General features: G+C 64.5%; 24 protein-coding genes. 20 read left to right on the top strand and 4 right to left on the bottom strand.

Features of this window, described 5'->3' with window-relative positions:
• The first annotated feature begins 53 nt into the window (after nt 1-53).
• The 10 genes from urtE (at nt 54) to IB274_RS20455 (ending at nt 11,378) form a co-directional block, all read left to right on the top strand.
• Entirely contained in the window at nt 54-752 is a 699-nt protein-coding gene (gene urtE, locus IB274_RS20500; RefSeq protein ID WP_192434251.1) for an urea ABC transporter ATP-binding subunit UrtE, read from the top strand.
• A 113-nt stretch (nt 753-865) separates the two neighbouring features.
• Nucleotides 866-1,318 (top strand): GNAT family N-acetyltransferase, encoded by a 453-nt coding sequence (locus IB274_RS20495; RefSeq protein ID WP_138214098.1) that lies wholly within the window; start codon nt 866-868, stop codon nt 1,316-1,318.
• A 231-nt stretch (nt 1,319-1,549) separates the two neighbouring features.
• A complete protein-coding gene (locus tag IB274_RS20490) occupies nt 1,550-2,383 on the top strand; it encodes an urease accessory protein UreD (RefSeq protein ID WP_192434249.1) in 834 nt (277 codons plus the stop codon).
• 1 nt (nt 2,384) lies between these two features.
• Nucleotides 2,385-2,687, top strand: coding sequence for an urease subunit gamma (locus IB274_RS20485; RefSeq protein ID WP_192434248.1), 303 nt, complete (start codon nt 2,385-2,387; stop codon nt 2,685-2,687).
• An 83-nt stretch (nt 2,688-2,770) separates the two neighbouring features.
• Nucleotides 2,771-3,277 (top strand): GNAT family N-acetyltransferase, encoded by a 507-nt coding sequence (locus IB274_RS20480; protein ID WP_192434246.1) that lies wholly within the window; start codon nt 2,771-2,773, stop codon nt 3,275-3,277.
• Nucleotides 3,274-3,579 (top strand): urease subunit beta, encoded by a 306-nt coding sequence (locus IB274_RS20475; RefSeq protein WP_192434244.1) that lies wholly within the window; start codon nt 3,274-3,276, stop codon nt 3,577-3,579. The genes IB274_RS20480 and IB274_RS20475 overlap by 4 nt, the downstream gene beginning before the upstream one ends.
• A gap of 86 nt (nt 3,580-3,665) precedes the next feature.
• Nucleotides 3,666-5,366, top strand: coding sequence for an urease subunit alpha (gene ureC, locus IB274_RS20470; protein ID WP_192434237.1), 1,701 nt, complete (start codon nt 3,666-3,668; stop codon nt 5,364-5,366).
• 368 nt (nt 5,367-5,734) lie between these two features.
• Nucleotides 5,735-8,383, top strand: coding sequence for an autotransporter outer membrane beta-barrel domain-containing protein (locus IB274_RS20465; protein WP_192434235.1), 2,649 nt, complete (start codon nt 5,735-5,737; stop codon nt 8,381-8,383).
• A 221-nt stretch (nt 8,384-8,604) separates the two neighbouring features.
• A complete protein-coding gene (locus IB274_RS20460; protein ID WP_192434233.1) occupies nt 8,605-9,210 on the top strand; it encodes a biliverdin-producing heme oxygenase in 606 nt (201 codons plus the stop codon).
• On the top strand, nt 9,207-11,378 hold the full coding sequence (locus IB274_RS20455) for a GAF domain-containing protein (protein WP_192434231.1): 2,172 nt from the start codon (nt 9,207-9,209) through the stop codon (nt 11,376-11,378). Before IB274_RS20460 ends, IB274_RS20455 begins: the two co-directional genes overlap by 4 nt.
• Before the next feature lie 322 nt (nt 11,379-11,700).
• Here the strand turns inward: IB274_RS20455 and IB274_RS20450 are convergent, their stop codons facing one another.
• A complete protein-coding gene (locus IB274_RS20450; protein WP_192434223.1) occupies nt 11,701-11,967 on the bottom strand; it encodes a DksA/TraR family C4-type zinc finger protein in 267 nt (88 codons plus the stop codon).
• A gap of 177 nt (nt 11,968-12,144) precedes the next feature.
• Here IB274_RS20450 and IB274_RS20445 point away from each other — a divergent pair, with 177 nt between their 5' ends.
• Nucleotides 12,145-12,789 (top strand): hypothetical protein, encoded by a 645-nt coding sequence (locus IB274_RS20445; RefSeq protein WP_192434221.1) that lies wholly within the window; start codon nt 12,145-12,147, stop codon nt 12,787-12,789.
• Between the two features lie 35 nt (nt 12,790-12,824).
• Here the strand turns inward: IB274_RS20445 and IB274_RS20440 are convergent, their stop codons facing one another.
• Entirely contained in the window at nt 12,825-13,688 is an 864-nt protein-coding gene (locus IB274_RS20440; protein WP_017518216.1) for an isocitrate lyase/PEP mutase family protein, read from the bottom strand.
• 207 nt (nt 13,689-13,895) lie between these two features.
• Here IB274_RS20440 and IB274_RS20435 point away from each other — a divergent pair, with 207 nt between their 5' ends.
• The 4 genes from IB274_RS20435 (at nt 13,896) to IB274_RS20420 (ending at nt 16,490) form a co-directional block, all read left to right on the top strand.
• A complete protein-coding gene (locus IB274_RS20435) occupies nt 13,896-15,161 on the top strand; it encodes an Hsp70 family protein (protein WP_192434219.1) in 1,266 nt (421 codons plus the stop codon).
• A 72-nt stretch (nt 15,162-15,233) separates the two neighbouring features.
• Complete coding sequence (locus IB274_RS20430; RefSeq protein WP_192434217.1) at nt 15,234-15,461, top strand: hypothetical protein; 228 nt, start codon at nt 15,234-15,236, stop codon at nt 15,459-15,461.
• Between the two features lie 85 nt (nt 15,462-15,546).
• Nucleotides 15,547-15,891 carry an osmotically-inducible lipoprotein OsmE gene (gene osmE, locus IB274_RS20425; RefSeq protein WP_151188470.1) on the top strand — a complete coding sequence of 115 codons (345 nt, stop codon included), beginning with the start codon at nt 15,547-15,549 and terminating at the stop codon, nt 15,889-15,891.
• Nucleotides 15,892-16,034: 143 nt separating this feature from the next.
• Nucleotides 16,035-16,490, top strand: a complete 456-nt coding sequence (locus IB274_RS20420) for a GyrI-like domain-containing protein (RefSeq protein ID WP_192434215.1) — start codon at nt 16,035-16,037, stop codon at nt 16,488-16,490.
• 101 nt (nt 16,491-16,591) lie between these two features.
• Here the strand turns inward: IB274_RS20420 and IB274_RS20415 are convergent, their stop codons facing one another.
• Entirely contained in the window at nt 16,592-18,676 is a 2,085-nt protein-coding gene (locus tag IB274_RS20415) for an AsmA family protein (RefSeq protein WP_192434213.1), read from the bottom strand.
• Between the two features lie 295 nt (nt 18,677-18,971).
• Between IB274_RS20415 and IB274_RS20410 the strand changes: the two genes are divergently transcribed.
• From IB274_RS20410 to IB274_RS20400, 3 genes are all read left to right on the top strand, one after another.
• A complete protein-coding gene (locus IB274_RS20410; protein ID WP_192434211.1) occupies nt 18,972-19,505 on the top strand; it encodes a ferritin-like domain-containing protein in 534 nt (177 codons plus the stop codon).
• A gap of 334 nt (nt 19,506-19,839) precedes the next feature.
• Entirely contained in the window at nt 19,840-20,445 is a 606-nt protein-coding gene (locus tag IB274_RS30180; protein ID WP_192434209.1) for a hypothetical protein, read from the top strand.
• A 330-nt stretch (nt 20,446-20,775) separates the two neighbouring features.
• Nucleotides 20,776-21,207, top strand: coding sequence for a phage infection protein (locus tag IB274_RS20400; RefSeq protein ID WP_192434206.1), 432 nt, complete (start codon nt 20,776-20,778; stop codon nt 21,205-21,207).
• 81 nt (nt 21,208-21,288) lie between these two features.
• On the opposite strand, the gene IB274_RS20395 is transcribed toward IB274_RS20400, so the two are convergent.
• Nucleotides 21,289-22,599: an MFS transporter gene (locus IB274_RS20395; protein ID WP_192434204.1), complete on the bottom strand. Its 1,311-nt coding sequence runs from the start codon at nt 22,597-22,599 to the stop codon at nt 21,289-21,291.
• A 219-nt stretch (nt 22,600-22,818) separates the two neighbouring features.
• Here IB274_RS20395 and IB274_RS20390 point away from each other — a divergent pair, with 219 nt between their 5' ends.
• Both IB274_RS20390 and IB274_RS20385 read left to right on the top strand, forming a co-directional pair.
• Complete coding sequence (locus tag IB274_RS20390) at nt 22,819-23,061, top strand: DUF6868 family protein (RefSeq protein ID WP_192434202.1); 243 nt, start codon at nt 22,819-22,821, stop codon at nt 23,059-23,061.
• A 112-nt stretch (nt 23,062-23,173) separates the two neighbouring features.
• Nucleotides 23,174-23,389 (top strand): hypothetical protein, encoded by a 216-nt coding sequence (locus IB274_RS20385; protein ID WP_192434200.1) that lies wholly within the window; start codon nt 23,174-23,176, stop codon nt 23,387-23,389.
• The last annotated feature ends 2 nt before the right edge of the window (nt 23,390-23,391 follow it).

Below are 23,391 nucleotides of genomic sequence, written 5' to 3'. Positions count from 1 at the left end.
ATCACGGCCCTTTACAACGGCGCTCTCAAAGCCAAGAGCCTAGGAACCAATCCATGCTGCAAGTCGACAAACTGCACCAGTACTACGGCGGCAGCCACATCCTGCGTGGCCTGTCATTCGACGCGAAGATCGGCGAGGTCACCTGCCTGCTCGGACGCAACGGCGTGGGCAAGACCACCCTGCTGCGCTGCCTGATGGGCCTGGTGCCGGCCAAGGATGGCAAGGTCAGCTGGGAGGGCAAGCCGATCACCGGTTTCAAGCCGCACCAGCGCGTGCACGCCGGCATCGCCTACGTGCCCCAGGGGCGGGAAATCTTTCCTCGTCTCACCGTGGAAGAAAACCTGCTGATGGGCCTGTCGCGGTTCAGCGCCGGCGAAGCCAAGGCCGTGCCGGAGTTCATCTATGAGTTGTTCCCGGTGCTGCGGGAGATGAAGCAGCGTCGCGGCGGCGACCTCTCCGGCGGCCAGCAGCAACAGCTCGCCATCGGCCGCGCACTGGCCAGCCGGCCGCGCCTGCTGATCCTCGACGAGCCCACCGAAGGCATCCAACCCTCGGTAATCAAGGAGATCGGCGCGGTGATCCGCAAGCTCGCCGAACGTGGCGACATGGCCATCCTGCTGGTGGAGCAGTTCTACGATTTCGCCGCCGACCTGGCCGACCAGTACCTGGTGATGTCCCGTGGCGAGATAGTCCAGCAGGGCCGCGGCGCAGACATGGAAAGCGACGGTGTACGTGGATTGGTGACGATCTGAGCCGACCTGTCGGCGGGTTCGCCAGCAAGCTCGTGAGACGACCTGTCACTGGCGAATGATGGCAGCGGGTGGCAAGCTGCCAGGCCCCGTATTCGTTTTTCCTGGAGCCTCCCATGCCGATCACCCTGCGCCCCGCCGTCAACGACGACGCCGGATTCGCCGCGGTCTGCGTGGCGGCAGCCTACGCCCAGTGGATTCCCAAGCTGGGCCGCAAGCCAGGGCCGATGCTCGACGACTACCACGCGGTGATCGCCGAGGACCGCGTGCTGATCGCCGAACAGGACGGCGCGCCAGTCGGCCTGCTGGTGATGCGCGAGACCGACGAGGGCTTCCTGCTCGACAACATCGCTGTGCTACCCGAGTGCGCAGGGCAAGGCATCGGCCGCGAACTGCTGGTGCATGCCGAAGAGGCTGCCGTGCAACTGGGCTACCAGTCGCTGTACCTCTACACCAACGAGCGCATGGTGGAAAACATCGAGTTGTACGCGAAGAACGGCTACCAGGAATATGCGCGCCGGCTGGAAAACGGCTTCCGCCGCGTATACATGCGCAAGCAGCTGGGCTGAGCCCCCACGGCCTGGCGGTCCTACAGGAAAATCCGCACCAATGCGGTGCGCCGAACCCCTCAATGCACCGCAACCGCGCCCATACCTGACCGATCGGACAATCGTCTCGACTGTCGTCGAACCCGCGCCGACGCTGTCTTGCCGCACGTCTGGAGAGCACCACGCACTATCCTGGCGCATCCCGGCACGCTGCTTGCTCTGTCCTGAGCATCCCTGGTTTTGCAGCTGCCCATGAACGCACCGGCCATCCTTTTCCACCCCGCCTGGCACGCCGAGCTGGAGCTGGCCTATGCCCGCACCGGCGACAGCACGCGGCCAGTCACCCGGCGTCACCTCGGGCCGCTGCGGGTGCAGAAGCACCTGTACGCGGAAGGGCCGCAGGTTTGCCAACATATCGTCGTGCATCCGCCCGGTGGTATCGCCGGTGGCGATACGCTCGACATCGATATCCATGCCAGCCAGGACAGCTGGGTACAGCTCACCAGCCCCGGCGCTGCCAAGTGGTACCGCGCCGGCTGCCCGGCGAAGCAGCAGCTGGACATCCGCGTTGGCCCTGGCGCCACGCTGGAATGGCTGCCGCAGGAAACCATCGTCTACTCCGGCGCGCAGGCCGAGCTGACGACTCGCATCGACCTCGAAGCCACCGCCCGGCTGTTCTACTGGGACGTCGTCGCCCTCGGCCGCCCAGCCAGCCGCGAGCGCTTCGAAGACGGCCACTTCGCCGCCGCTCTGGACATCCGCCGAGACGGCCAGCGCCTGTGGCACGAGCGCCAGCGCGTGACCGGCAACGACCGCCTGCTCGACTCACCCATCGGCCTTGCCGGCCACCCAGTGATGGCGACGCTGATCGCCAGCGGACAGATCGACGCGACGCTGATCGAAGCCTGCCGCGCCATCCCCTGCCAGGGGCGCGGCAACCTCACCCAACTGCCCGGCCTGGTAGTCGCCCGCTGCCTCGCCCATGAGGCGCTGCACGCCCGTGCCTGGCTCATCGAACTCTGGCGCCGGTTGCGGCCGGCGCTGCTCGGCCGCGAGGCCGTTCCTCCCCGTATCTGGAGCACCTGAGATGGATTTGACCCCTCGCGAGAAGGACAAGCTGCTGATCTTCACCGCCGGCCTGGTCGCCGAGCGCCGCCTCGCCCGTGGTGTAAGGCTCAACTACCCGGAGGCCGTGGCACTGATCTCCGCAGCCCTGCTCGAAGGCGCGCGGGATGGCCAGACGGTCGCCGACCTGATGCACTACGGCACCACGCTGCTGACCCGTGAACAGGTGATGGAGGGCGTGCCGGAAATGATCCCGGAGATCCAGGTGGAAGCCACTTTCCCGGACGGCACCAAGCTGGTCACTGTGCACCAGCCCATCGCCTGATCGCGCACGCTCAACCGGCGGCGCAAAGACTATGGCCGATGAAGCGTGCCGCTTCATTCGCCCTGCGAACCTGAGGAACCGACATGCTCATCCGCGACGCCAGCCAAGCCGACCTCGGCAGTCTGCGCGACATCTACAACGACGCCGTGCTCAACACCACCGCGATCTGGAACGAGGTCGCCATCGACCTGGAGAACCGCCGCGTCTGGCTGGAAATGCGCACACAGCAGGGCTTCCCGGTGCTGGTGGCCGAGGACGGCGGCGAAGTGGTCGGGTACGCCAGCTACGGCCCATGGCGCGCCTTCGACGGCTTCCGCGAGACGGTCGAGCACTCGGTCTACGTGCGTGCCGACCAGCGCGGCAAGGGCCTCGGTCCGCTACTGATGCAGGCGCTGATCGAGCGTGCCCGCGTCCAGGGCCTGCATGTGATGGTCGCGGCCATTGAAAGTGACAACACGGCGTCGATCCGCCTGCACGAACGCCTGGGCTTCGCTACCACCGGGCAGATGCCGCAGGTGGGCCAGAAGTTCGGACGCTGGCTGGACCTGACCTTCATGCAACTGATCCTCGACCCACGGAGCTCCCCATGATCCCTGGCGAATACGACATCCAGCCCGGCGAGATCGAACTCAACGCCGGCCGTCGCACCCTCGCGCTGACGGTGGCCAACAGCGGCGACCGACCGATCCAGGTCGGATCGCACTACCACTTCTTCGAGACCAACGATGCGCTGCTGTTCGACCGCAACGCCGCGCGCGGCATGCGCCTGAACATCCCGGCAGGCACCGCCGTGCGCTTCGAGCCGGGGCAGAGCCGCGAGGTGGAGCTGGTCGAACTGGCCGGCGACCGCAAGGTTTATGGATTTGCCGGACGGGTGATGGGCTCTTTGTAACTCCTTGCCACGGCTAGAGAGAGGGTTAAGCCCCACGTACAAAGCCCAGGAAGAAAACGAATAACGCCAACCGCCAAGGAGCCCCGATGAAAATAAGCCGCCAAGCCTACGCCGACATGTTCGGCCCCACCGTCGGCGACCGCGTGCGCCTGGCCGATACCGCCCTGTGGATCGAGGTGGAGCAGGACTTCACCGTCTACGGCGAGGAAGTGAAGTTCGGCGGCGGCAAGGTCATCCGCGACGGCATGGGCCAGGGCCAGCTTTGCGCGGCCGACGTCGTCGACACGGTGATCACCAACGCGCTGATCCTCGACCACTGGGGCATCGTCAAGGCCGACGTCGGCCTCAAGCACGGGCGCATCGCCGCCATCGGCAAGGCCGGCAACCCGGACATCCAGCCCGGCGTGACTATCGCGCTGGGCGCCAGCACCGAAGTCATCGCCGGCGAGGGCATGATCCTCACCGCCGGCGGTATCGACACGCACATCCACTTCATCTGCCCGCAGCAGATCGAAGAGGCGCTGATGAGCGGGGTCACCACCATGATCGGTGGCGGCACCGGGCCGGCCACCGGCACCAACGCCACCACCTGCACCTCCGGTCCGTGGCACATGGCGCGCATGCTCCAGGCCGCGGATGCCTTCCCGATGAACATCGGCTTCACCGGCAAGGGCAACGCCAGCCTGCCGCTGCCGCTGGAAGAACAGGTGCGCGCCGGCGCCATCGGCCTGAAGCTGCACGAGGACTGGGGCACCACCCCGGCGGCCATCGACAACTGTCTCTCGGTAGCCGACCGCCTCGACGTGCAGGTGGCGATCCACACCGACACCCTCAACGAATCCGGCTTTGTCGAAACCACCCTGGCCGCATTCAAGGGCCGCACCATCCACACCTACCACACCGAGGGCGCCGGTGGCGGCCACGCGCCGGACATCATCAAGGCCTGCGGTTTCGCCAACGTGTTGCCCAGCTCGACCAACCCCACCCGGCCCTTCACCCGCAACACCATCGACGAACACCTGGACATGCTCATGGTCTGCCACCACCTGGACCCGAGCATCGCCGAAGACGTGGCCTTCGCCGAGTCGCGCATCCGCCGCGAGACCATCGCCGCCGAGGACATCCTCCACGACCTCGGCGCCTTCAGCATGATCAGTTCCGACAGCCAGGCCATGGGCCGCGTCGGCGAAGTGATCACACGCACCTGGCAGACCGCCGACAAGATGAAGCAGCAGCGCGGGACACTGGACGGCGACGGCGCGCGCAACGACAACTTCCGCGCGAAACGCTACATCGCCAAGTACACCATCAACCCGGCGATCACCCACGGCGTGGCCCATGAAGTGGGCAGCATCGAAGTAGGCAAGCTTGCCGACCTGGTGCTCTGGCGCCCGGCCTTCTTCGGCGTGAAGCCGAGCCTGATCCTCAAGGGCGGCGCCATCGCCGCCAGCCTGATGGGCGACGCCAACGCGTCGATCCCGACGCCGCAGCCCGTGCACTACCGGCCGATGTTCGCCAGCTACGGCGGCAGCCGCCACGCCACCTGCCTGACCTTCCTCAGCCAGGCGGCATTCGAGCTCGGCGTGCACCACGAGCTGGGCCTGCACAAGGCCATCGGCGTGGTGAAGGGCTGCCGCACGGTGCAGAAAACCGACCTGATCCACAACGCCTACCTGCCGCACATCGAGGTCGATGCGCAGAACTATCAGGTACGCGCGGATGGGCAGTTGCTCTGGTGCGAACCGGCTGAGGTGCTGCCGATGGCGCAGCGGTACTTCCTCTTCTGACCCATTCCAACTACTAACGGCGAACCGGTGCGCAATGCCCGGTCCGGCGTTTGTCCATTGCGATAAATCAAGCTTCTCTCGTTCCCCTGCTCTGCTCCAGGCCGATTGAGATTCGTCTTATTCGGCTAGCTGAACGCTTTCTGAACAATGAGTCCACTGATCCGACGCGCCCCCTCCGCAGCGGATTGGGCAGGGCTCGAACATTTACGGCCTTGCCCTCCCCAGGCCTGACTCGTCAGGCGCCATCGTCCAGCGAAAGCAGGAACCGATCCGCAAGCCAGCTCTTGCGATCACCAGCCAAGAACGGCTCCAGGCGCTGGAAACATGCCCCGAATCGTCACGTGGCGACGGAGGCAAGGAGGTTTGCAATGCGCTTCAAGAAGACTCTGTTGGCCGCCCATATCGCCTTGGCCGCCAGCATGCTCGCCCACAGCGGCGGCGCCACCGCGGGCTCCTGTGCCGCAAATGGCACGACCCTCAACTGCACGACCACCATCTACTGGGCACCCGGCGATACATCGACCTACGAGAAAATCGTGATCGACACCACGGGTGAAGATCAGTCCTTCACGCCCACCGGCTTCGGCATCTATGGCAACAGCTCGAAGTACAACCTCAAGGACGTGTCGATCACCACCGCATCCAGCAAATCGGACGCGATCCAGGCCAACAACGGCGGCAGCAAGATCAACATCGAGAAGCTGCACATCGTCACCAAGGGCAGCTCGGCCGATGGCATCAACGTCACCGAGAACGCGCTGAACTCCGAGGTACGGGTCGGTGACGGAGCCATCATCACCGCCGAAGGTTCGGGCATGGGCGTACGCGCCAACACATCGAAGAACGGTGGCAAGAACCTCATCGAGCTGGGCAGCGGTGCACAGATCACCACCAACGGCAGCGGCGCCAACTCGCTGGATGGTACGGGATACGCGGTCTACGCCGGCAACCGCTCGCTGTCGGCCAACACCTACTGGGGCGACGCAGAGGTGATCCTCGGCGACGGCAGCACCATTGTCTCCAAGGGCAGCTCCGCGCACGCGGTGTATGCCAATCGCGGCGGCGTGATTCGCCTGGGCGATACCAGCATCACCACCGAAAAGACCAACGCCTACGGCATCTATGCCCAGACGGCAGCGGACAAGAACGGCGATCGCGGTGGGCAGGTGTACTTGCAGGGCGATACCAGCGTCACTGTCGCAGACGGCAATCGCGCGCTCTACGCTTCCGGAGCAGATTCGCTCATCCGCTCGGAAGCCGCCTCCGTGTATCACCTCGACAGCAGCGCTGCAGCCGATGCACAGAACCGCAAGGGCATGTGGCTGTATGCCGATAAGACCGGCGTCATCGACCTGAACATGGCCGCCGGCTCCTACCTCAACGGCACCACCAGCACCGCCACCGACGGCGTGATCAACCTGGCGATGGACGGCGCGAGCAGCCACTGGTTCATGACCGGCAACTCCAACCTCACCAACCTGGCTCTCACCGACGGAGCCCAACTGGTCTACGACCGCCACGACGAACACGGTGCCTACACCTACAAGACCCTGACAGTGGATGGCGACTTCAGCGGCGGCGGCCACCTGGTGATGAACACCTATCTGGGTGACGACACCTCCGAGACCGACAAGCTGGCGGTGGCCGGTAACACCTCGGGCGAGACCCGCGTGACCGTCAACAATACCGACGGCCCCGGCGCCGAGACCCTGGAAGGCATCCAGATGATCACCGTCGGCGGTACCTCGGCCGGCGAGTTCAAATCCGACCGGGTGACCGAGGGCGGCTACGAGTACATGCTGCGCCGCGGCGGCAGCTTCGTCGGCTCGACCGGCGCGGACAGCGACTGGTACCTGACCTCGTACAGGCCGACCGAACCAGAGCCGGAAGATCCCGATCCTGTCGACCCAGGCCCCGAAGACCCCGGTCCCGTCGATCCCGGTCCCGAAGACCCAGGTCCCGTTGATCCGGGTCCGGAAGATCCCGGCCCGGTCGATCCGGGCCCGACCGCCCCGGTGCCGGAGAAACCCACTCCCAACGACAAGGACCGCGTGCGCCAGCCCGAAGGCGGCAGCTACACCGCCAACCTCGCGGCGGCGAACACAATGTTCCTGCACCGCCTGCATGACCGCACCGGCAACCTGACCTACGTCGATCCGGACACCGGCAAGCAGGTCACCTCGATGCTCTGGATGCGCAACGTCGACGGCTCCAGCCGTTGGGAAGACAACAGCGGGCAACTGAAGACCGAATCCAACCGCTACGTGCTGCAACTGGGCAGCGACCTGTACCGCAAGCAGACCGACAACGGCGACTGGGTCGTCGGCGTGATGGCCGGCTACGCCAACGGCAACTCCACGACCAAGTCGCGCATCACCGGCTACAGCTCGCGCGGCGAGATCGACGGCTACAGCCTGGGCGTCTATGGCACCTGGTACGAGAACAAGGACGATGAAAACGGCGCCTACGTCGACAGCTGGATATTGTGGAATGATTTCGATGCCGAAGTTCGCGGCGAGCAACTGGCCAAGGAGACATACGACGCCAAGGGCATCACCGCTTCCATCGAGGCCGGCAAAACCTTCACCGTGGCGAAGACCGAAAGCGCCAGCTACTACGTCCAGCCGCAGGCACAGGTCGTCTACATGGGCGTGAAGGCCGACAGCCACCGCGAGGCCAATGGCACCAAGGTCACCGGCCAGGGCGACGGCAACATCATGACCCGGCTTGGTGCCCGCGCCGCCGTGCGCAGCAACAAGGAAGGCGGCTTCGCCAACACCTATGGTGTGGAGCCCTATGTGGAAACCAACTGGATCCATAACACCGACGACTTCGGCGCGAAGATGGGCAGCACCAAGTTCGAAATGGACGGCGCCAGCGACATCTTCGAAGTCAAACTCGGCGCCACCAGCAAGGTGAACAGCCGGGTCAACGTCTGGGGTGAAGTGGGCAAACAGTTCGGCGACAACGGCTACCGCGACCAGGCGGTGACGCTGGGCCTGAAGGTCAACTTCTGACCCCGCCGTGAACCAGGGCCGCCGCAGCGAACTGCGGCGGCCTTTTTTCATGCGCACCGCGCACTGCTGTACAGGCGCTGTCGCCCACTCGCGATCAAACAAGTCGCCGTCAACGCGACGCTCCTGACTATTCGATCAATTTTTCTCTCGCCGCCCTGGTCGCGCAGCACGAGCTGCTATGCTTCGCAGCTCGAAGAAAAGGTGGACCCGCGATGACGGCGATGACTTCGCAACCGAACGAACGCCCGGGCATCTCGCCCGCGCTGGCTGCCTTGCGCGCCGCCACCCATGAACTGCATGCCGACTTAGACAGCCGTTCGCCGCTTACCTTCGCACTGACCCGTGCCGACTACCTCGACCACGCTGCACGCGTGCTGGGCTGGATGCGGCCGCTGGAGCAAGCTCTCTGGCCACACTGGCCCGACGCCGAAGATGCACTCCTGCGTCGCGGCAAGAGCCGATGGCTGGAAGCCGACCTGCAGGCAGGCCCGCAGGTCACCGCCGACCGGCCCGACTGCCCCGCTGCACCGGTGGCGAACAACCTCGCCGAAGCCTTCGGCATCGCCTATGTCGCTGAGGGCGCGACCCTGGGCGGACGGGTGCTCTACAAGCGCCTCAAGGCCCCTCTCGAACCTCTGCCACTGCGCTGGCTGCAAGGCTACGGCGAACACACCGGCGAGCGCTGGGCCGCCTTCCAGCGCCTGCTGGCCGAGCATGTCACTACGCCCGAAGAGATTGCCCTCGCCCAGGCTGCCGCGGTGCGCGCCTTCACCTCGTTCCGCGACTGGGTGCTGGACACCGCACCGCGCCAGGCGGTCCCGACATGAGCGAACAGACGGTCACCCTCGCCAACTGCGAGGACGAACCCATCCATGTGCCCGGCGCGATCCAGCCCCACGGCGCGCTGATCGCCCTCGACGAGCAGGGCAACGTGCTCGGCTTCAGCGACAATCTCGGCCCCCTGCTGGGCATCGCCCCGACGCTGGGCGAGCCGCTGGCGGAGGCCGACGTCGGCCCCGGCGTGCTGGCAATGCTCGCCCAAGGGCTCAGCGACGAAGTTCCCTGGGTCAACAGTGTGGAAGCGCGGATCAACCGGCGCTTCTTCGACGTGATCGGCCACAGCCATGACGGCGTGCGCTACCTGGAATTCGAGCGGCGCGCCGCCGGCACCGCGTCCTTCACCACCTTCGCCCTCAACGCCCAGCGCCTGGTCAGCCAGCTGCAGCTGCGCAACGACGTAGAGAGTCTGCTGGTCAGCGTCACCGAGGAAGTGCGGCGGATGACCGGCTACGACCGCGTCATGGCCTACCGCTTCAACGAGGACGACTCCGGTGAAGTGGTCGCCGAATCCCGCCGCGAGGACCTGGAAAGCTACCTGGGCCAGCGCTACCCGGCCTCGGACATTCCCGCCCAGGCGCGGCGCCTGTACCTGCAGAATCCGGTGCGCCTGATCGGCGATGCGGCCTACCAGCCGGTGGCCGTGCGCCCCACGCTGAACCCGCGCAGCGGCAAGCCGTTCGACCTGAGTTTCAGCACCCTGCGCAGCGTCTCGCCGATCCATTGCGAGTACCTCGCCAACATGGGCGTGCGCGCCTCGATGAGCATTTCCATCGTGGTCGGCGGGCGCCTGTGGGGGCTGTTCTCCTGTCACCACATGAGCCCGAAGGTAGTACCTTATCCGATCCGCATGTCCTTCCAGGTGTTTTCCCAGGTGTGCAGCGCCATGGTCGAGCGCCTGGAGCAGAGCCGCGTCAGCGAACTGCTGCGCCAGGCCTCCGAGCGCCAGCAGGCGCTGCTGCGCCGCACCCGCGACTCCGACGACCTGCTCAGCGCCCTGTCGCGCCCCGGCGCCAACATCGCCGACCTGCTGCCGTGCGATGGCGCGGTGGTGATGCTCGGCGGGCGCGCCAGCAGCATCGGTGGTGACTTCGACGACCTGGCAGTGGCGATCGTCGCCCAACTGCAGCAGAACGAGGAGCTGGATCTGTTCCACAGCGACCAGCGCCTCGTACTGCCCAACGATCTGCACGACCCACGCTATTGCGGCGTCATGGCCATCCGTTTCCATCGCCAGGAGTCGGGCTGGATCGTCTGGCTGCGCCTGGAGCAGGTACATCGCATCCGCTGGGGCGGCAAGCCGGAGAAAATCATCAAGACCGGGCCCTCCGGAGCGCGCCTGACTCCCCGCGGCTCGTTCGAAGCCTGGGAGGAAGTGGTTCGCGGGCGCTCCATGCCCTGGACCGGCATCGACCTCTCCATCGCCGAGAAGCTGCGCACTGAACTGGTGGAGCTGTGCCTGAACCGGGCCGGCGAAATCGACCGCATGCGCCAGCGCCTGATCGCCGTACTCGGCCACGACCTGCGCAACCCGCTGCAATCGATTTCCATGGCGGCAGCGATGCTTTCCTCCAGCGACGTGCGCAACGCCGAATTGCGCCAGCACATCACCTATTCCAGCACCCGTATGGAACGCCTGATCAGCCAGATACTGGAAATGAGCCGGCTGCAGAGCGGCGCGGGAATGACGGTGAAGCCGGTGGCCGCCGACCTCTCGCGACTGGTGCGCGACATCGTCCAGGAAACCGACGTGGCCTATCCCGGCCTGTCCATCGAGACCGCCATCGAGGATGACGTACAGGCGCAGGTCGACCCGGACCGCTATCTGCAGGTGATCGCCAACCTGTTGAGCAACGCCCGCCACCATGGCCGTCCCGGTCGCCCGGTGCTGGTGGAGCTGCGCCGCCAGGATGAACTGGCGCGGCTGAGCATCCTCAACGAAGCCGAAGCGCTGGACGAGCCGCGCATCGCCAACCTCTTCGAGCCGTTCAAGCAGGACGTCGGTGGCCATGGCCGCAACAAGAGCGGGCTGGGCATCGGCCTGTACATCTCCCAGGCCATCGTCAGCGCCCACGGCGGCCGCATCGAGGTGGAGCAGGCCGACGGCATCATCACCTTCAGCGTACTGGTGCCGCTCGATCCGGGCACACGCCTGTAGAAGCGTGCCATGCGCGCGATCTCGGGCATGGCTCGCTGACAGTGGTACTCCAGGGCTCGGAACTGCCTTCAGCCTGGCTGCGGACCCCGCCCCTGAGCGAGAAGGGACCGTTCGGTGCAGGATGAAACTACCGCATCAGCCGGCACAATCTGCTCCCTCTCTCTCGGGGAGAGGGCTGGGGTGAGGGGGAAACGTCGGCACAAACTCGCCGGAAAGCAGACAAGTGCTCTTACAAGGGAACTCCAGGCTCGCCAGCAATACCGCGATTCAAAAAATCGAAACGGCGCCCAAGGGCGCCGTTTTCATATCCAGCCAAAGTGCGTCAGCGCAACTGGCTGTCCTTACTGCCGCGGCGGTTGTAGCCGGCGTAGTTGGCCTGCTCCTTGTCGTGCTCGGCCTGGCACTTCACGCACAGGCGCACGCCGGGGATAGCCTTGCGCCGCGCCTCGGGGATAGGCGCATCGCATTCCTCGCAATGGGTCAGACTCTCGCCCTTTGGCATCTGGTTGCGCGCCCGTGCGATGGCGTCCTCGATGGTGCTGTCGATCTGCTCCTGAACCGCTCCGTCGTTTGCCCAGCCGCTGGCCATGGCAACCTCCCGTGGAATAGTCGTGTTTTCCAGAAGATATGCAGGGCGGCATTGGTGATTGCAAGGGCGATGGCGCGCTAAGCGACGAACGCGTCGCTGGTGAACCAGATACGTCTGATAGCCCGCACAGGCATGCCTGCCGAGAATTGGGAGACCTTTGACTATCGGAACCCCGCCATGCGCCAAGCCTGCACCCTGATCGCCAGCCTCCTGCTCGCCGGCCTGTTGCCGCGCGCCGCCAATGCCGACGCCGTGGATGCCGGCCTGCGCGACATGGAGCGCTACCTGCTGCTGTACAGCGCCACCGGCGATGATCGTTTCCTCACGCGGCTGGATGGCCTCGCGCCAAGCTTCGAGCAGCAGCTGTCACAGCAGAAGAATGCGGCCAACCTGAAGGACCTCTGGCAGCTCTATCGACAAACACTGGAGCAGGTGCGCGCGGCTTACTCGCAGAAGGACGTGGACCTGCAAAACGCAGTCGCGCAGACACGAGAGGTGGCCGGATTGTTCGACACCTTCATCCTCGCGCGGGAGCCGGTGCGACAGGGGCTTGAAGACGAATTGCGCGAGCTGGCACTGCTAGAGGCGCGGCGCGCCAACGGGCGTTTGCTGGGGAAGGAAAGCGGGGAGGATGCGGCACGCATCGGGGAACTGCAGGTACAGATCGGCGAACGTCTGGCGGCGTTACCCGCCGGTGCCAGCCGGGACTCCCTGCTCTCGCGCTGGAGCTACCTGCGCAAGGCGGAGAAACCCGAAGGCACTCTGCTCTATCCCTTCAACGCCCAGGTCGAATACCTGCTGGCGCATCTGCCGCGTCGCTGAGCGGCCCAGGGCAGAAAAGAACAGAACAGGCGGTCCTACTCTTTGACTTCCATGTATTCGCGCGCCCAGATCTGGTACTCCTCGGGCAGCGTGTATTTCTTGGCCAGCTCCGAAGCGGTCAGGTCGGAGGCATGCACGCCGCGCTGCTCGCGCAGGCAGTCGTAGGTGGCCTTGATCGCCGCGAAGTAGGCGGCATGACCGTCGACCACGATGCGCACGCCCAGCTCGGCCAGGCGCGCGTCGTCGCGCAGCTCGGGGTTGCCGTAGGACACCAGCATCAGCGGCACGGACAGGTGGCGGGAGATGGCTTCCAGGTGATCGAAGTCGCGGATGCCGACCATGCAGATGCCGTCGGCGCCAGCGGCCTGGTAGGCCAGGGTGCGGCGGATCACATCGTCCACTTCCAGCACTTCGGCGTTGGTGCGGGCGATGATCGCCATTTCCGAATCGATGCGCGCTTCCAGCGCCGCGCGGATCTTGCCGACGCCTTCCTCGACCGGGATCAGGTCGGTGGACTTGCGGCCGAACTGCGCCGGCAGCAGGGTGTCCTCGATGGTCAGCGCGGCCACGCCAGCGCGCTCCAGCTCGACGATGGTACGCATGGTGTTGAGCGCGTTGCCGTAGCCGTGGTCGGCATCGGCGATCACCGGCAGGCGGGCGACACGGCCGATGCGGGTGGCCTGCTCGGTGAATTCGCTCAGGGTGATCAGCGCGAAATCAGGCGCCGCCAAAACTTGTAGTGAAGCTACAGAACCGCCCAGGATGCCCACTTCGAACCCCAAGTCGCCGGCGATGCGCGCGGACATTGGATCGAACACCGAAGCGGTGTGATAGCAGGCTGAAGAATTCAGTAAGGCGCGGAAATCCTTGCGCAATTCGTGGAAGGAGGCTCTGTGCATGGTGGGATCCAACTGCTTGTACGGGTGGGAGAACGGAAATCAGATAGTGGATAACTCTTGTAGGAAAACTACAGGAACACAATGTAGCAAAACTACAAGCTACTCCCCAAGCCCTCTTTGCCACCATCGCTTCCCGACGGATACCCTGATTTTCCTACAGCGCTCGCGTACACTGCGCGGCCGTTTTTTCTCCGGACATCCTGCACCATGTTCCCGACCACTGCGGCCCGCGCCCTGGGCATCGACTTCGGCACCTCCAACTCCACCGTCGGCTGGTGGCGCCCGGACGCCGAACCGCTGATCGCCCTGGAAGACGACAAGATCACCCTGCCCTCGGTGATCTTCTTCAACGTCGAGGAACGCCGTCCGGTTTACGGCCGCCTGGCCCTGCACGAATACCTGGAAGGCTATGAAGGCCGCCTGATGCGTTCGCTGAAAAGCCTGCTGGGCTCCTCGCTGCTGAAAAGCGAGACCACCGTGCTGGGCAGCGCCATGCCGTTCAAGGACCTGCTAGGGCTGTTCATCGGCGAGCTGAAGAAGCGCGCCGAAGCGGTCGCCGGTCGCGAGTTCGATTCCGTGGTGCTGGGTCGTCCGGTGTTCTTCGTCGACGATGATCCCAAGGCCGACCAGGAAGCGCAGGACACCCTGGTGGCCGTGGCGCAGAAGCTCGGCTTCAAGGACGTGTCCTTCCAGTACGAACCGCTCGCCGCAGCCTTCGACTACGAGCGCAGCATCGAGCGCGAAGAGCTGGTGCTCATCGTCGACATTGGCGGCGGTACCTCGGACTTTTCTCTGGTGCGCCTGTCACCAGAGCGCCGCGAAGTGGCCGACCGCCAGGGCGATATCCTCGCCACCGGCGGCGTGCACATCGGCGGTACCGACTTCGACAAGCAGCTGAGCATCCAGGGCGTGATGCCGCTGTTCGGCTACGGCAGCAAGATGAAGAGCGACGCCTTCATGCCAACCAGCTACCACCTCAACCTCGCCACCTGGCACACCATCAACGCGGTATACGCGCAGAAGTCCCAGCTGGCGCTGCAGAACATGCGCTACGACATCGTCGACGCCACCGGCATTGACCGCCTGTTCAAGCTTATCGAGCAGCGCGCCGGCCACTGGCTGGCGATGCAGGTGGAAGCCAGCAAGATCGAACTGTCCGACACCGAGCGCCGCGACATCGACCTGGCGCGCGTCGAGCCGGGCCTGGTCGCCGAGCTGAGCCGCGAGCTGTTCGAAGGCGCCATCGGCCCGCTGCTGGAGCGCGTGCGCGGCAGCATCAGCGACCTGCTGAATTCCGCCGACGTGGACCCGACGCGGGTCGACACGGTGTTCTTCACTGGCGGTTCCTCCGGCGTGCCGGCGCTGCGCCAGAGCGTGGCAGCGATGCTACCCAACGCACGTCACGTCGACGGCGACCGTTTCGGCGGGATCGGCAACGGCCTGGCCATCGAGGCGATGAAGCGCTACGGCTGAGCAGGCGCTCACTGACGGACATGCCGCCATGCGCTAGTGTGGCGGTAATACCCCTCGCGCCCGGAGTCCGTCATGCGCCCCTGCCAACTGACCAGCCTGCTGCTCCTGTGCGCAGTCCTCTCCGCCTGCGGCCTGGGCGAGACTGCCGCCACGGCGGCCACCACTGCCAACCTGCAGGCCCAGCAGGCGCAACAGGCGCAACAGGCCCAGCAGCAGATGCAGCAGCTCAAACAGCAGATCGATGCGGCTAACGTACAGAACCAGCAACGCCTGGACGAGGCCGTGAAAGAGGCCCAGTGAACCCCTCCCCGCAGATTTCTTGAACGCCGGATCATGGCCTGGGCTCCAAGTTGAGCGAGTGAGTTGCTCAACCAAGGAGAACACCATGTACAAGCGATCACTGCTGGCGCTGCTGGTACTGGCTTCGGTGGCGGGCTGCGCTTCCACCAAGGTGCAGAACCCGGTCAACTACATCACCTATCGCGATGAGCCGCTGGTGCGCAACGTCGAGAAAGGGATGAGCCAGGAAGAAGTCCTGAAGATCGGCGGCACCCCATCGGCAACCCAGAAGCGCCTGATGAAGCCGGGCAGCTGCAACAGCTACATCCTCAGCAAGGACGGGCAGCAACAGCCCTTCTACGTGAGCTTCGACGGCAGTGGCCGGGTGGACGGATCGGGCTTCATGACCTGTTCCGAACTGGATCGCCACGAGCGCGACTACCAGCCGTGACGGCGTTTGCTCCGTGACGACAAGGCCCTCGCCCGACGGCGGGGGCCTTTTTCATTAGGCCGTCGCCATAGTCGCCGACGCCGGGGATATTCCCGCTACACGATGGCCGTCTATCATCCCTACAGCCATCTCAGGAGTCGCCCATGAAATACCGCATCATCGAACTGCCCGCCTTCGAAGTAGTGGGCATGGACTACCGCGGCAGTGCGCCGGGCGACAGCATCGGCCAACTGTGGCAGCGCTTCCTGCCACGCGAACAGGAAGTCGCGGCCAGCACGACGGACAAGACCGCCTATGGCGTCTGCACCCAGCTGCCGGGCGGCGAGTTCCACTACATCGCCGGCCTGCCGGTGGACGCCGGCGCGGCCGTACCAGAGGGCATGCTCAGCTTCGCTGTGCCTGCGCAGAAGTACGCGGTGTTCACCCACATCGGCCCGGTCAGCGCCATCGCCGACAGTTTCCAGGCCATCTATTCCAGCCTGCTGGCCCGCCACGGTCTGGAGCCGAAGAAAGGCGTGGACCTGGAGCGCTACACCGAGCGCTTCCTCGGCCCGCAGGACCCGGCCTCGGAAACCGATCTGTACGTGCCGATCTACTGATCAGCCGGCAGGGCGCATAACGCCTAAGGCGTTATCCGCCTGAATGGCGGATAACCCGTACCGGGTTATCCGCCCTACGCAATAGCGTCACCGGCAGGAGCTCATTTGCCCTTCGTGGGCGCTTTCGCCGGCTGCTTCATCTGCCCCAGCAGGGCGGCGCACTGATTGTCGTCCTGCTTGCTCGGCGCGATCAGCGCCAACAGCGCAGCCGCAGGGGCCACGGCCACGCCCAGGGCGACCATCCCCGCACCGCGTGCCGCCAGTGGCAATACATGCACACCCGCCTTTGGGTTCTTGAAGGTGCCCTGCACATAAAGCGGCGAGCGCAGGGAGAAGATGCGCACGCCCTTGCTCTGTGGAGTGATGTCCAGGTCCAACTGCTCGGTAGCGAAGTTGGCCGTACCGTCCACCGTGATGATCGCGTTCTCGGTATCGAAGGCGAACACCCGCGGCTTGGCCACGCCACTGGCGATGCCCACGTCGGCGGCGGCGCAATTGATCTTCACCTCGTCATCGCCAAACAACTTGTTCACCACGTAGTTGCCCACGTTGAGCCCGGCAATTTCCATAAGGCTGCGGCTGATGCGCCCGTCGTTGATCAGCAGCTTCATCTCGCCGTTGGCGCCCGCGAGGATGGTTGCCACCGAATTGCCGGTGCCGCTGATGGCCGCGTCGCCGTTCAGCTCGCCGAAGCTCGACTGCATCGGCGCGAAGCTGGGGAACAGCTCCTTGAGCTTGAAACTGCGCGCCTGTAACTGGACCTTGCTCTGCAGCGGCGTCTTGCCGCCGTCCAGGCGGATGTGCGAATCCAGCGTGCCGCCGGCCACGCCGAAGCGCAGCGGCTCCAGGGTGAGCAGGCCGTCATTGAGCACCAGGTGGGTATAGAGGTCGCTGATCGGCAGCTTGTCGCTGTGGACGATGCGCTTGCCGGTGAACTCCACGTCGGCGTCCATGGCGCGCCAGCGGTCAGTGCGGAACTCCTCCACCGGCAGCACCTTGTCCGCCGGCTGACGGGTGCTCTGGCCACGCGCCTGCTTCTCCTTGTTGGAGTCGGCGCCGATCAGCGGACCGAGGTCGGCCATGCGCAGCTGGTCCGAGCGCAGCTTGCCGGAGAGCTTGGGCCGCGGCTGGCGATTGACGAACACCAGGTCGCCATGCAGATCGCTGTCGCCGACCTTGCCGTTGAAGTTCTCATAGTGGAACTGCGCGCCGGCCGAATCGTGTAACTCGGCTTTCAGACGGCCGTCGGTCTCGTAGGCCGGCGTATCGGGCAGGGTCACGCCGGTGAGTGGGAAGAGATTGGCCATGCTGGTGCCAGCCAGCTTCAGGCGCAGGTCCAGCGCGCCGAGATTCAGCGGGTCGACCAGCGTGCCAACGATGCTCGCGCGGGTGCTCCCGGCGGAGACATCAGCCTGCACCGGGAAGGGCTTGGCAGCATTCTGCAGGGCAAGCATGCCGCCGACCTTGCCCGAGCCGTTGAGCGGCAGCCCCTTGTACTGGCCCTTGAGCTTCCAGCCGAACACATAGTCCTGGGTCTCGGCCTTGTCACCGCCGGCCAGCGCCTTGCCTGCGAGTTCGCCAAACGGCACCGGCTTGCCGAGCGGGTCCACCAGCAGCTCCAGGCGGGTCTTCAGGTGCTGATCATCGAGGGTGACGCTGCCCTTGTCGAAGCCGATCTCGCCGATATCCAGCTTCCAAGACGACTGCTCGGGCGGGGCGTTGGGATCTTCTTCCTTTTTCGGCAGTTCGAAGGTCCAGGTTGCGCGCCCATCCGCGAGCCGCAGCAGATCGGCGCTGGGGCGGGTGAGGACGATCTGCGGGATATTCACGGTCTGCCACAGCAGCGGCAGCGGGGCGAGGCGGAATTCCACCTTTTCCAGGCTGGCAAAGTTCGTCGAACGCGTCTTGCCAGCGGCCCATTCGGGATTGCCCAGGGTGATGTCCGCCGCGCTGAAGTGCGGCCACGGCACATAGGCACGCCAACCGCCCTCTTCCGGCTCGGTGCGCCAGAACACCTGCAGGTCGCCATTGATGGCGAAGGGGCGTCCCAGCTCGGCCGAGACTTTCTCATTGATGGTCGGCTTCACGCGGTTCCAGTCGAAGGTGGCGATGAACACCACCAGCGCGGCGATCACCGCGATGAAACCCGTGAAGCTCCAGAGGCAGATTCTTTTCCCGCGCGTCATACCTGAACTCCCTGCTTGCCGCGTCGGTGGAAGCAGCGACGTCCCCACGCCGCTGCCGGTCATCATCGGCCGCCTGAGCATGCCGGGCCGGCATTCTCCCTTGGCCTGTCGTCTTGGACCAGCATAGCGAGGTGATGGCTCCCGCAATCTGCGGGGCAATTCTGAGCAGCGGCGCTCCAGGCAAAAAAAACCAAACTTTCCCGATGACCTGCGACTCACACCCTTGTGACCCGAAACACGCCGCGCGCCACCGCAGCGCCGGCCCGCAACAAGGCCCGCCGTAAGGAGACATCTGATGAACCAGGCACAACTGACCGACGTCCAGACCCTGCGCCAGAGGGCGCGCCAGAACATCGAGGATGGCGCAGTGACCGAGGGCTACCATGCCGACCGCAAGACCGTGCTGCGTCTGCTCAACGAGTCGCTGGCCACCGAACTGGTCTGCTACCTGCGCTACAAGCGCCACTACTTCATGGCCACCGGACTGAAGGCCAGCGTGGCCGCCGCCGAATTCCTCGAGCACGCCACCCAGGAGCTGCAGCACGCCGACCAACTGGCCGAGCGCATCATGCAGCTGGGCGGCGAGCCGGACTTCAACCCCCAAGGCCTGGCAGAACGCTCCCACGCCGAATACGTGGCCGGCGCCAACCTGCGCGAGATGATCACCGAGAATCTGGTCGCCGAACGCATTGCAGTCGACAGCTACCGCGAGATCGTCGTCTACCTGGGTGATGACGACCCGACCACGCGCCGCCTGTTCGAGGAGATCCTCGCCCAGGAGGAGGAGCACGCCGACGACATGGCCGACCTCCTGCAGGATCTCAAGTAACCCCTTTCCATTGCCCTGATCGATGCCCGGCTCCGGCCGGGCGTCGTGCTTTCGGGCTCCGCCATACGGCCAAAACCCGCATCCCAGAGCCCTTGAGCCAGGATTATTCGATCAATACATCGAATAATCAGATATTAACAATCACACCAATACCGGCCATCGAAGGCGTTGATATAAGTCAGTTTTCATAATTAACTATATGATTTTAAATGAAAAATTAAACAATCATCGACATCGATAGCGACTATCTTCCAGCATCGTTTTCCAATCGATAATCCAGAACAGATACTGAGCCCGTGTCCAACGAACTCCCCACTCTTTCTGGAGCCGCATCATGAAACGCACCCTCGTACTTGGCTTTGCCCTCTCCGTACTTGCTGCCAATGCCGCTTTCGCCGGCTCCCAGCAGGAATCCCCAGTGATCAACGCCAGCCAGACCCAGATCCTGGTTCAGGACGGCGCCGAACGCAGCCTGGGTCAGCAGCAGAAACTACTGGACGCGGCCAAGGCCCGTATCGCCGAAAACGGTTCCAGCCAGTCGGTCGATCGCCTGCTCCAGAAAATGAACGTGGCCGAGAATGGCTCCAGCCAGACCGTCGACCGTCTGCACAAGCAACTGGGCGTGGCTGAAAACGGTTCGAGCAAGACCATCGACCGCCTGCACAGCGAGATGAGCGTTGCCGAAAACGGTTCGAGCAAGTCGGTTGATCGCCTGCACCAGGCAATGAACGTCGCCGAGAACGGCTCCAGCCAGACCGTCGACCGCCTGCACAAGCAACTGGGCGTGGCTGAAAACGGTTCGAGCAAATCCATCGACCGCCTGCACGCAGAGATGAACGTGGCCGAAAACGGTTCCGAGCACACCGTCGACCAGCTGCACAGCAACATGGTCGCGGAATCCGGTGGCGATACCGTCTTCGACGCCCACCTGAAGGCGTAACGCTCCAGGCAGTACACCGCAAGGTGAGAGAAAAGCCCGGCCCCGCCGGGCTTTCTTATCACTCGGAACCCGCGAACCCCGCCATCGACGACAAGCCAGCCCTGTTTTGTAACGGCGTCTTGCCTTAAACCTCCTGAAACTCACCGAAAAACACCGCCCCAGAGCGGTTTTTGTCGTTCCATCACTGACAGCGATAGTAGAAATTAGCCGGCTAAATAATCGACATCACTGATGCTCTGTATTACGCAGCATCGTTTTTAAATCGATTTATCCGAAGGGAAAATAGCCCCGTAGCCAAAACATACCGCCCCCCTTTCGGAGCCACTGAACATGAAAACCAAGATCGCCCTCAGCCTTGCACTCACTTCCCTGATGACCGCCAGCGCCGTGTTCGCCGCCCCGGCCATCCTCAACAACGGGCCGCGCAGCAACCAGCAACTCCAGCAGCAGAGCGCCGAAGCACGCGTCGCCGCCAACGGCACCGAGCGCACCATTGATCGCCTGCACCAGCAAATGAGTGAAGGCCGCGTTGCCGACAACGGTTCCGAACGCACCATCGACCGCCTGCACAAGCAAATGGACGACGCCCGCGTTGCCGACAATGGCTCCGAGCGCACCATCGACCGCCTGCACAAGCAGATGGATGACGTCCGCGTAGCCGAGAACGGCTCCGAACACACCATCGACCAACTGCACAGCAACATGGTCGCCGAGTCCGGTGGTGACACCGTGTTCGATGCCCACCTGAAGCGTGTTTCCTGATCCAGACGAAATACGCCTGACAGGCGAAAGAAAAGCCCGGCATCTGCCGGGCTTTCTCATTCCTGCGTTAACGTAATGCGATCAGTGCTTCGTCTCGCCAGAGTCTGGTTCGCCATCGGAGCGGCCAATGCTTGCCGGCGCATCCACCACCAGTTCCTCCGGCACTTCCTCGACACGCGGGTCCAGCGCGGCGGCCATCGGGCTGACGGTATCGGGCATGGCCACGTGGTGCAGCGGCGCCTCGTCGACGCGATGCACACCGGTGACGCGCTTGGGCTGCACCCAGAAGATAAGGATCAGCGCATAGGCCGACACCAGCATGTAGAACATACCCGGGCCAAAGTGACGCATCATCGCGCCAGCGAAGAGCGGCCCGATGCAGGCGCCGACGCCGTAGGTCGTCAGCAGCATCGCCGACAGCGCCACCCGGCGCGATTGCTCGACGTGGTCGTTGCCCAGCGCCACCGCCAGCGGATAGAGGGTGAACAGCAGCATGCCGGTGACGAAGCCGTTCGCCAGCAGCAGCGTATAGGGCAGCTCGATCAGTCCCCACATCGGCACCGCGGCCAGGCACAGCAGCAAGGCGTTGGCGCGGATCAGCCAGCTGCGGTTCACCCGGTCGGACAGCCAGCCAAGCGGCCACTGCGCGCAGAAGCCGGCGACGATGCACATGCCGACGAAGAAGCTCGACTGCGCGGTGTCCAGGCCGTTGCGCGCCGCATACACCGGCGCCAGGCCATAGAAGGCGCCGACCATCAAGCCGGCGACGAAGATGGTGCCCAGCGATTGCGGCACGCGCTTCCAGAAGAAGCCGATCTCCAACGGCGCCGCCACCAGCTTGGCCGGGTGGACGCGGCGGGTCAGCGCCAGCGGGATCAGGCACGACGAGAAGCACATGGCGACCAGCAGCAACGGCTTGTAATCCAGCGCCGGGCTCAGCGCCAGCAGGCCCTGGCCAACGACCAGGCCGGCATCCACCGCCACCATGTAGCCGGCGAACACCTTGCCGCGCTGGTGACCTTCGGCCTGCTCGTTGAGCCAGCTCTCGATCACCATGTACTGGTTCATCATCACTGCGCCCATCACGAAGCGCAGGACGATCCACACTTCCAGCTGCGAGACCAGCGCGTGGATCAGCACGATCACCGTGGCCATGCCGGCGCAGGCGACGTAGGAACGGATGTGGCCGAAACCGGCGATCAGCTTGTGGCCGAACTTGCCGCCACAGACCAGGCCGAAGTAGTACGCCGCCATCAGGCCGCCGACCCAGAGGTCGCTGACGCCTTCCTGGGTCAGGCGCAGGCCCATGTAGGTGGTGAACAGGCCGGAGCCGGCGAGCATCAGCAGTGTGGCGGTGTAGAGCGCGGGAAACGTGACGAGCGGGCTGAACATGGCGAGTCCGGCAGGCAGAGGAGGAAGAAGGGTGTTGCGGCAAGGTTAGCCGTCCGCACATCGGACAGCGGTCATGCGGCAAAGATCACATGGTTTGCAGCAGGTGCGCATTATGGCCGGCGGCCAGTGCGCCGGCTATCGGACGCGCGCCCGCCGGCAAACCGGTGAAACCCTGCGCCAGATGGCTACTCCAATGCAGTATGTGGCCGGAGAATCCTCATGCCGCTCCTGGACCTGAAACCCTTCCTGCTCTACTGCACCCTGATCAACTACGTCATCCTGCTGATCTGGTTCACCGTCTTCACCCTTGCCCATGACTTCGTCTACCGCCTGCATTCGCGCTGGTTCGCCCTGCCGGTGGAAACCTTCGACGCGATTCATTACGGCGGCATGGCCGTCTACAAGATCGGCGTGCTGCTGCTCAACCTGGCGCCACTGCTGGCGCTGTGCATGCTTTCTTGAATCGTTGCGCCATTGGTGCGACACCATGACCGCTGATCGGAAAGCAACTTGTTGAAATTTATTGGAAATACTCGGGTCGTAGGGTGCACGCAGTTTTCAGGAGATCACCCACATGCACCACGCAACCCGCAGCCTGCGAAAGACTCTCGACGCCGTCGCCGCCAACAACGAGGCAACGGCCCTGGAAGTCATGCGGGCAGTCGAGCAGGTCCAGGACGACCTGCTCCGACAGAAGCTGCTCAAGGCCATCCACCACCTCAATCAGGACGCCGCCGACCTGCGTGCCCTGCGCGAGGATATCGTCTCGCCGCTGACCCGCCGCGCCTGATT

The organism is Pseudomonas sp. PDM18 (genome assembly GCF_014852585.1).
Taxonomy (GTDB): domain Bacteria; phylum Pseudomonadota; class Gammaproteobacteria; order Pseudomonadales; family Pseudomonadaceae; genus Pseudomonas.
The sequence above is the reverse complement of the archived record's forward strand: the minus strand, read 5'-3'. Positions and strand labels throughout refer to the sequence as shown.

Excerpts from the sequence above, each read along its gene's own strand:
- urtE (WP_192434251.1), top strand. The coding sequence starts at position 54 with ATGCTGCAAGTCGACAAACTGCACCAGTACTACGGCGGCAGCCACATC.
- IB274_RS20495 (WP_138214098.1), top strand. The coding sequence starts at position 866 with ATGCCGATCACCCTGCGCCCCGCCGTCAACGACGACGCCGGATTCGCC.
- IB274_RS20490 (WP_192434249.1), top strand. The coding sequence starts at position 1,550 with ATGAACGCACCGGCCATCCTTTTCCACCCCGCCTGGCACGCCGAGCTG.
- IB274_RS20485 (WP_192434248.1), top strand. The coding sequence starts at position 2,385 with ATGGATTTGACCCCTCGCGAGAAGGACAAGCTGCTGATCTTCACCGCC.
- IB274_RS20480 (WP_192434246.1), top strand. The coding sequence starts at position 2,771 with ATGCTCATCCGCGACGCCAGCCAAGCCGACCTCGGCAGTCTGCGCGAC.
- IB274_RS20475 (WP_192434244.1), top strand. The coding sequence starts at position 3,274 with ATGATCCCTGGCGAATACGACATCCAGCCCGGCGAGATCGAACTCAAC.
- ureC (WP_192434237.1), top strand. The coding sequence starts at position 3,666 with ATGAAAATAAGCCGCCAAGCCTACGCCGACATGTTCGGCCCCACCGTC.
- IB274_RS20465 (WP_192434235.1), top strand. The coding sequence starts at position 5,735 with ATGCGCTTCAAGAAGACTCTGTTGGCCGCCCATATCGCCTTGGCCGCC.
- IB274_RS20460 (WP_192434233.1), top strand. The coding sequence starts at position 8,605 with ATGACTTCGCAACCGAACGAACGCCCGGGCATCTCGCCCGCGCTGGCT.
- IB274_RS20455 (WP_192434231.1), top strand. The coding sequence starts at position 9,207 with ATGAGCGAACAGACGGTCACCCTCGCCAACTGCGAGGACGAACCCATC.
- IB274_RS20450 (WP_192434223.1), bottom strand. The coding sequence starts at position 11,967 with ATGGCCAGCGGCTGGGCAAACGACGGAGCGGTTCAGGAGCAGATCGAC.
- IB274_RS20445 (WP_192434221.1), top strand. The coding sequence starts at position 12,145 with ATGCGCCAAGCCTGCACCCTGATCGCCAGCCTCCTGCTCGCCGGCCTG.
- IB274_RS20440 (WP_017518216.1), bottom strand. The coding sequence starts at position 13,688 with ATGCACAGAGCCTCCTTCCACGAATTGCGCAAGGATTTCCGCGCCTTA.
- IB274_RS20435 (WP_192434219.1), top strand. The coding sequence starts at position 13,896 with ATGTTCCCGACCACTGCGGCCCGCGCCCTGGGCATCGACTTCGGCACC.
- IB274_RS20430 (WP_192434217.1), top strand. The coding sequence starts at position 15,234 with ATGCGCCCCTGCCAACTGACCAGCCTGCTGCTCCTGTGCGCAGTCCTC.
- osmE (WP_151188470.1), top strand. The coding sequence starts at position 15,547 with ATGTACAAGCGATCACTGCTGGCGCTGCTGGTACTGGCTTCGGTGGCG.
- IB274_RS20420 (WP_192434215.1), top strand. The coding sequence starts at position 16,035 with ATGAAATACCGCATCATCGAACTGCCCGCCTTCGAAGTAGTGGGCATG.
- IB274_RS20415 (WP_192434213.1), bottom strand. The coding sequence starts at position 18,676 with ATGACGCGCGGGAAAAGAATCTGCCTCTGGAGCTTCACGGGTTTCATC.
- IB274_RS20410 (WP_192434211.1), top strand. The coding sequence starts at position 18,972 with ATGAACCAGGCACAACTGACCGACGTCCAGACCCTGCGCCAGAGGGCG.
- IB274_RS30180 (WP_192434209.1), top strand. The coding sequence starts at position 19,840 with ATGAAACGCACCCTCGTACTTGGCTTTGCCCTCTCCGTACTTGCTGCC.
- IB274_RS20400 (WP_192434206.1), top strand. The coding sequence starts at position 20,776 with ATGAAAACCAAGATCGCCCTCAGCCTTGCACTCACTTCCCTGATGACC.
- IB274_RS20395 (WP_192434204.1), bottom strand. The coding sequence starts at position 22,599 with ATGTTCAGCCCGCTCGTCACGTTTCCCGCGCTCTACACCGCCACACTG.
- IB274_RS20390 (WP_192434202.1), top strand. The coding sequence starts at position 22,819 with ATGCCGCTCCTGGACCTGAAACCCTTCCTGCTCTACTGCACCCTGATC.
- IB274_RS20385 (WP_192434200.1), top strand. The coding sequence starts at position 23,174 with ATGCACCACGCAACCCGCAGCCTGCGAAAGACTCTCGACGCCGTCGCC.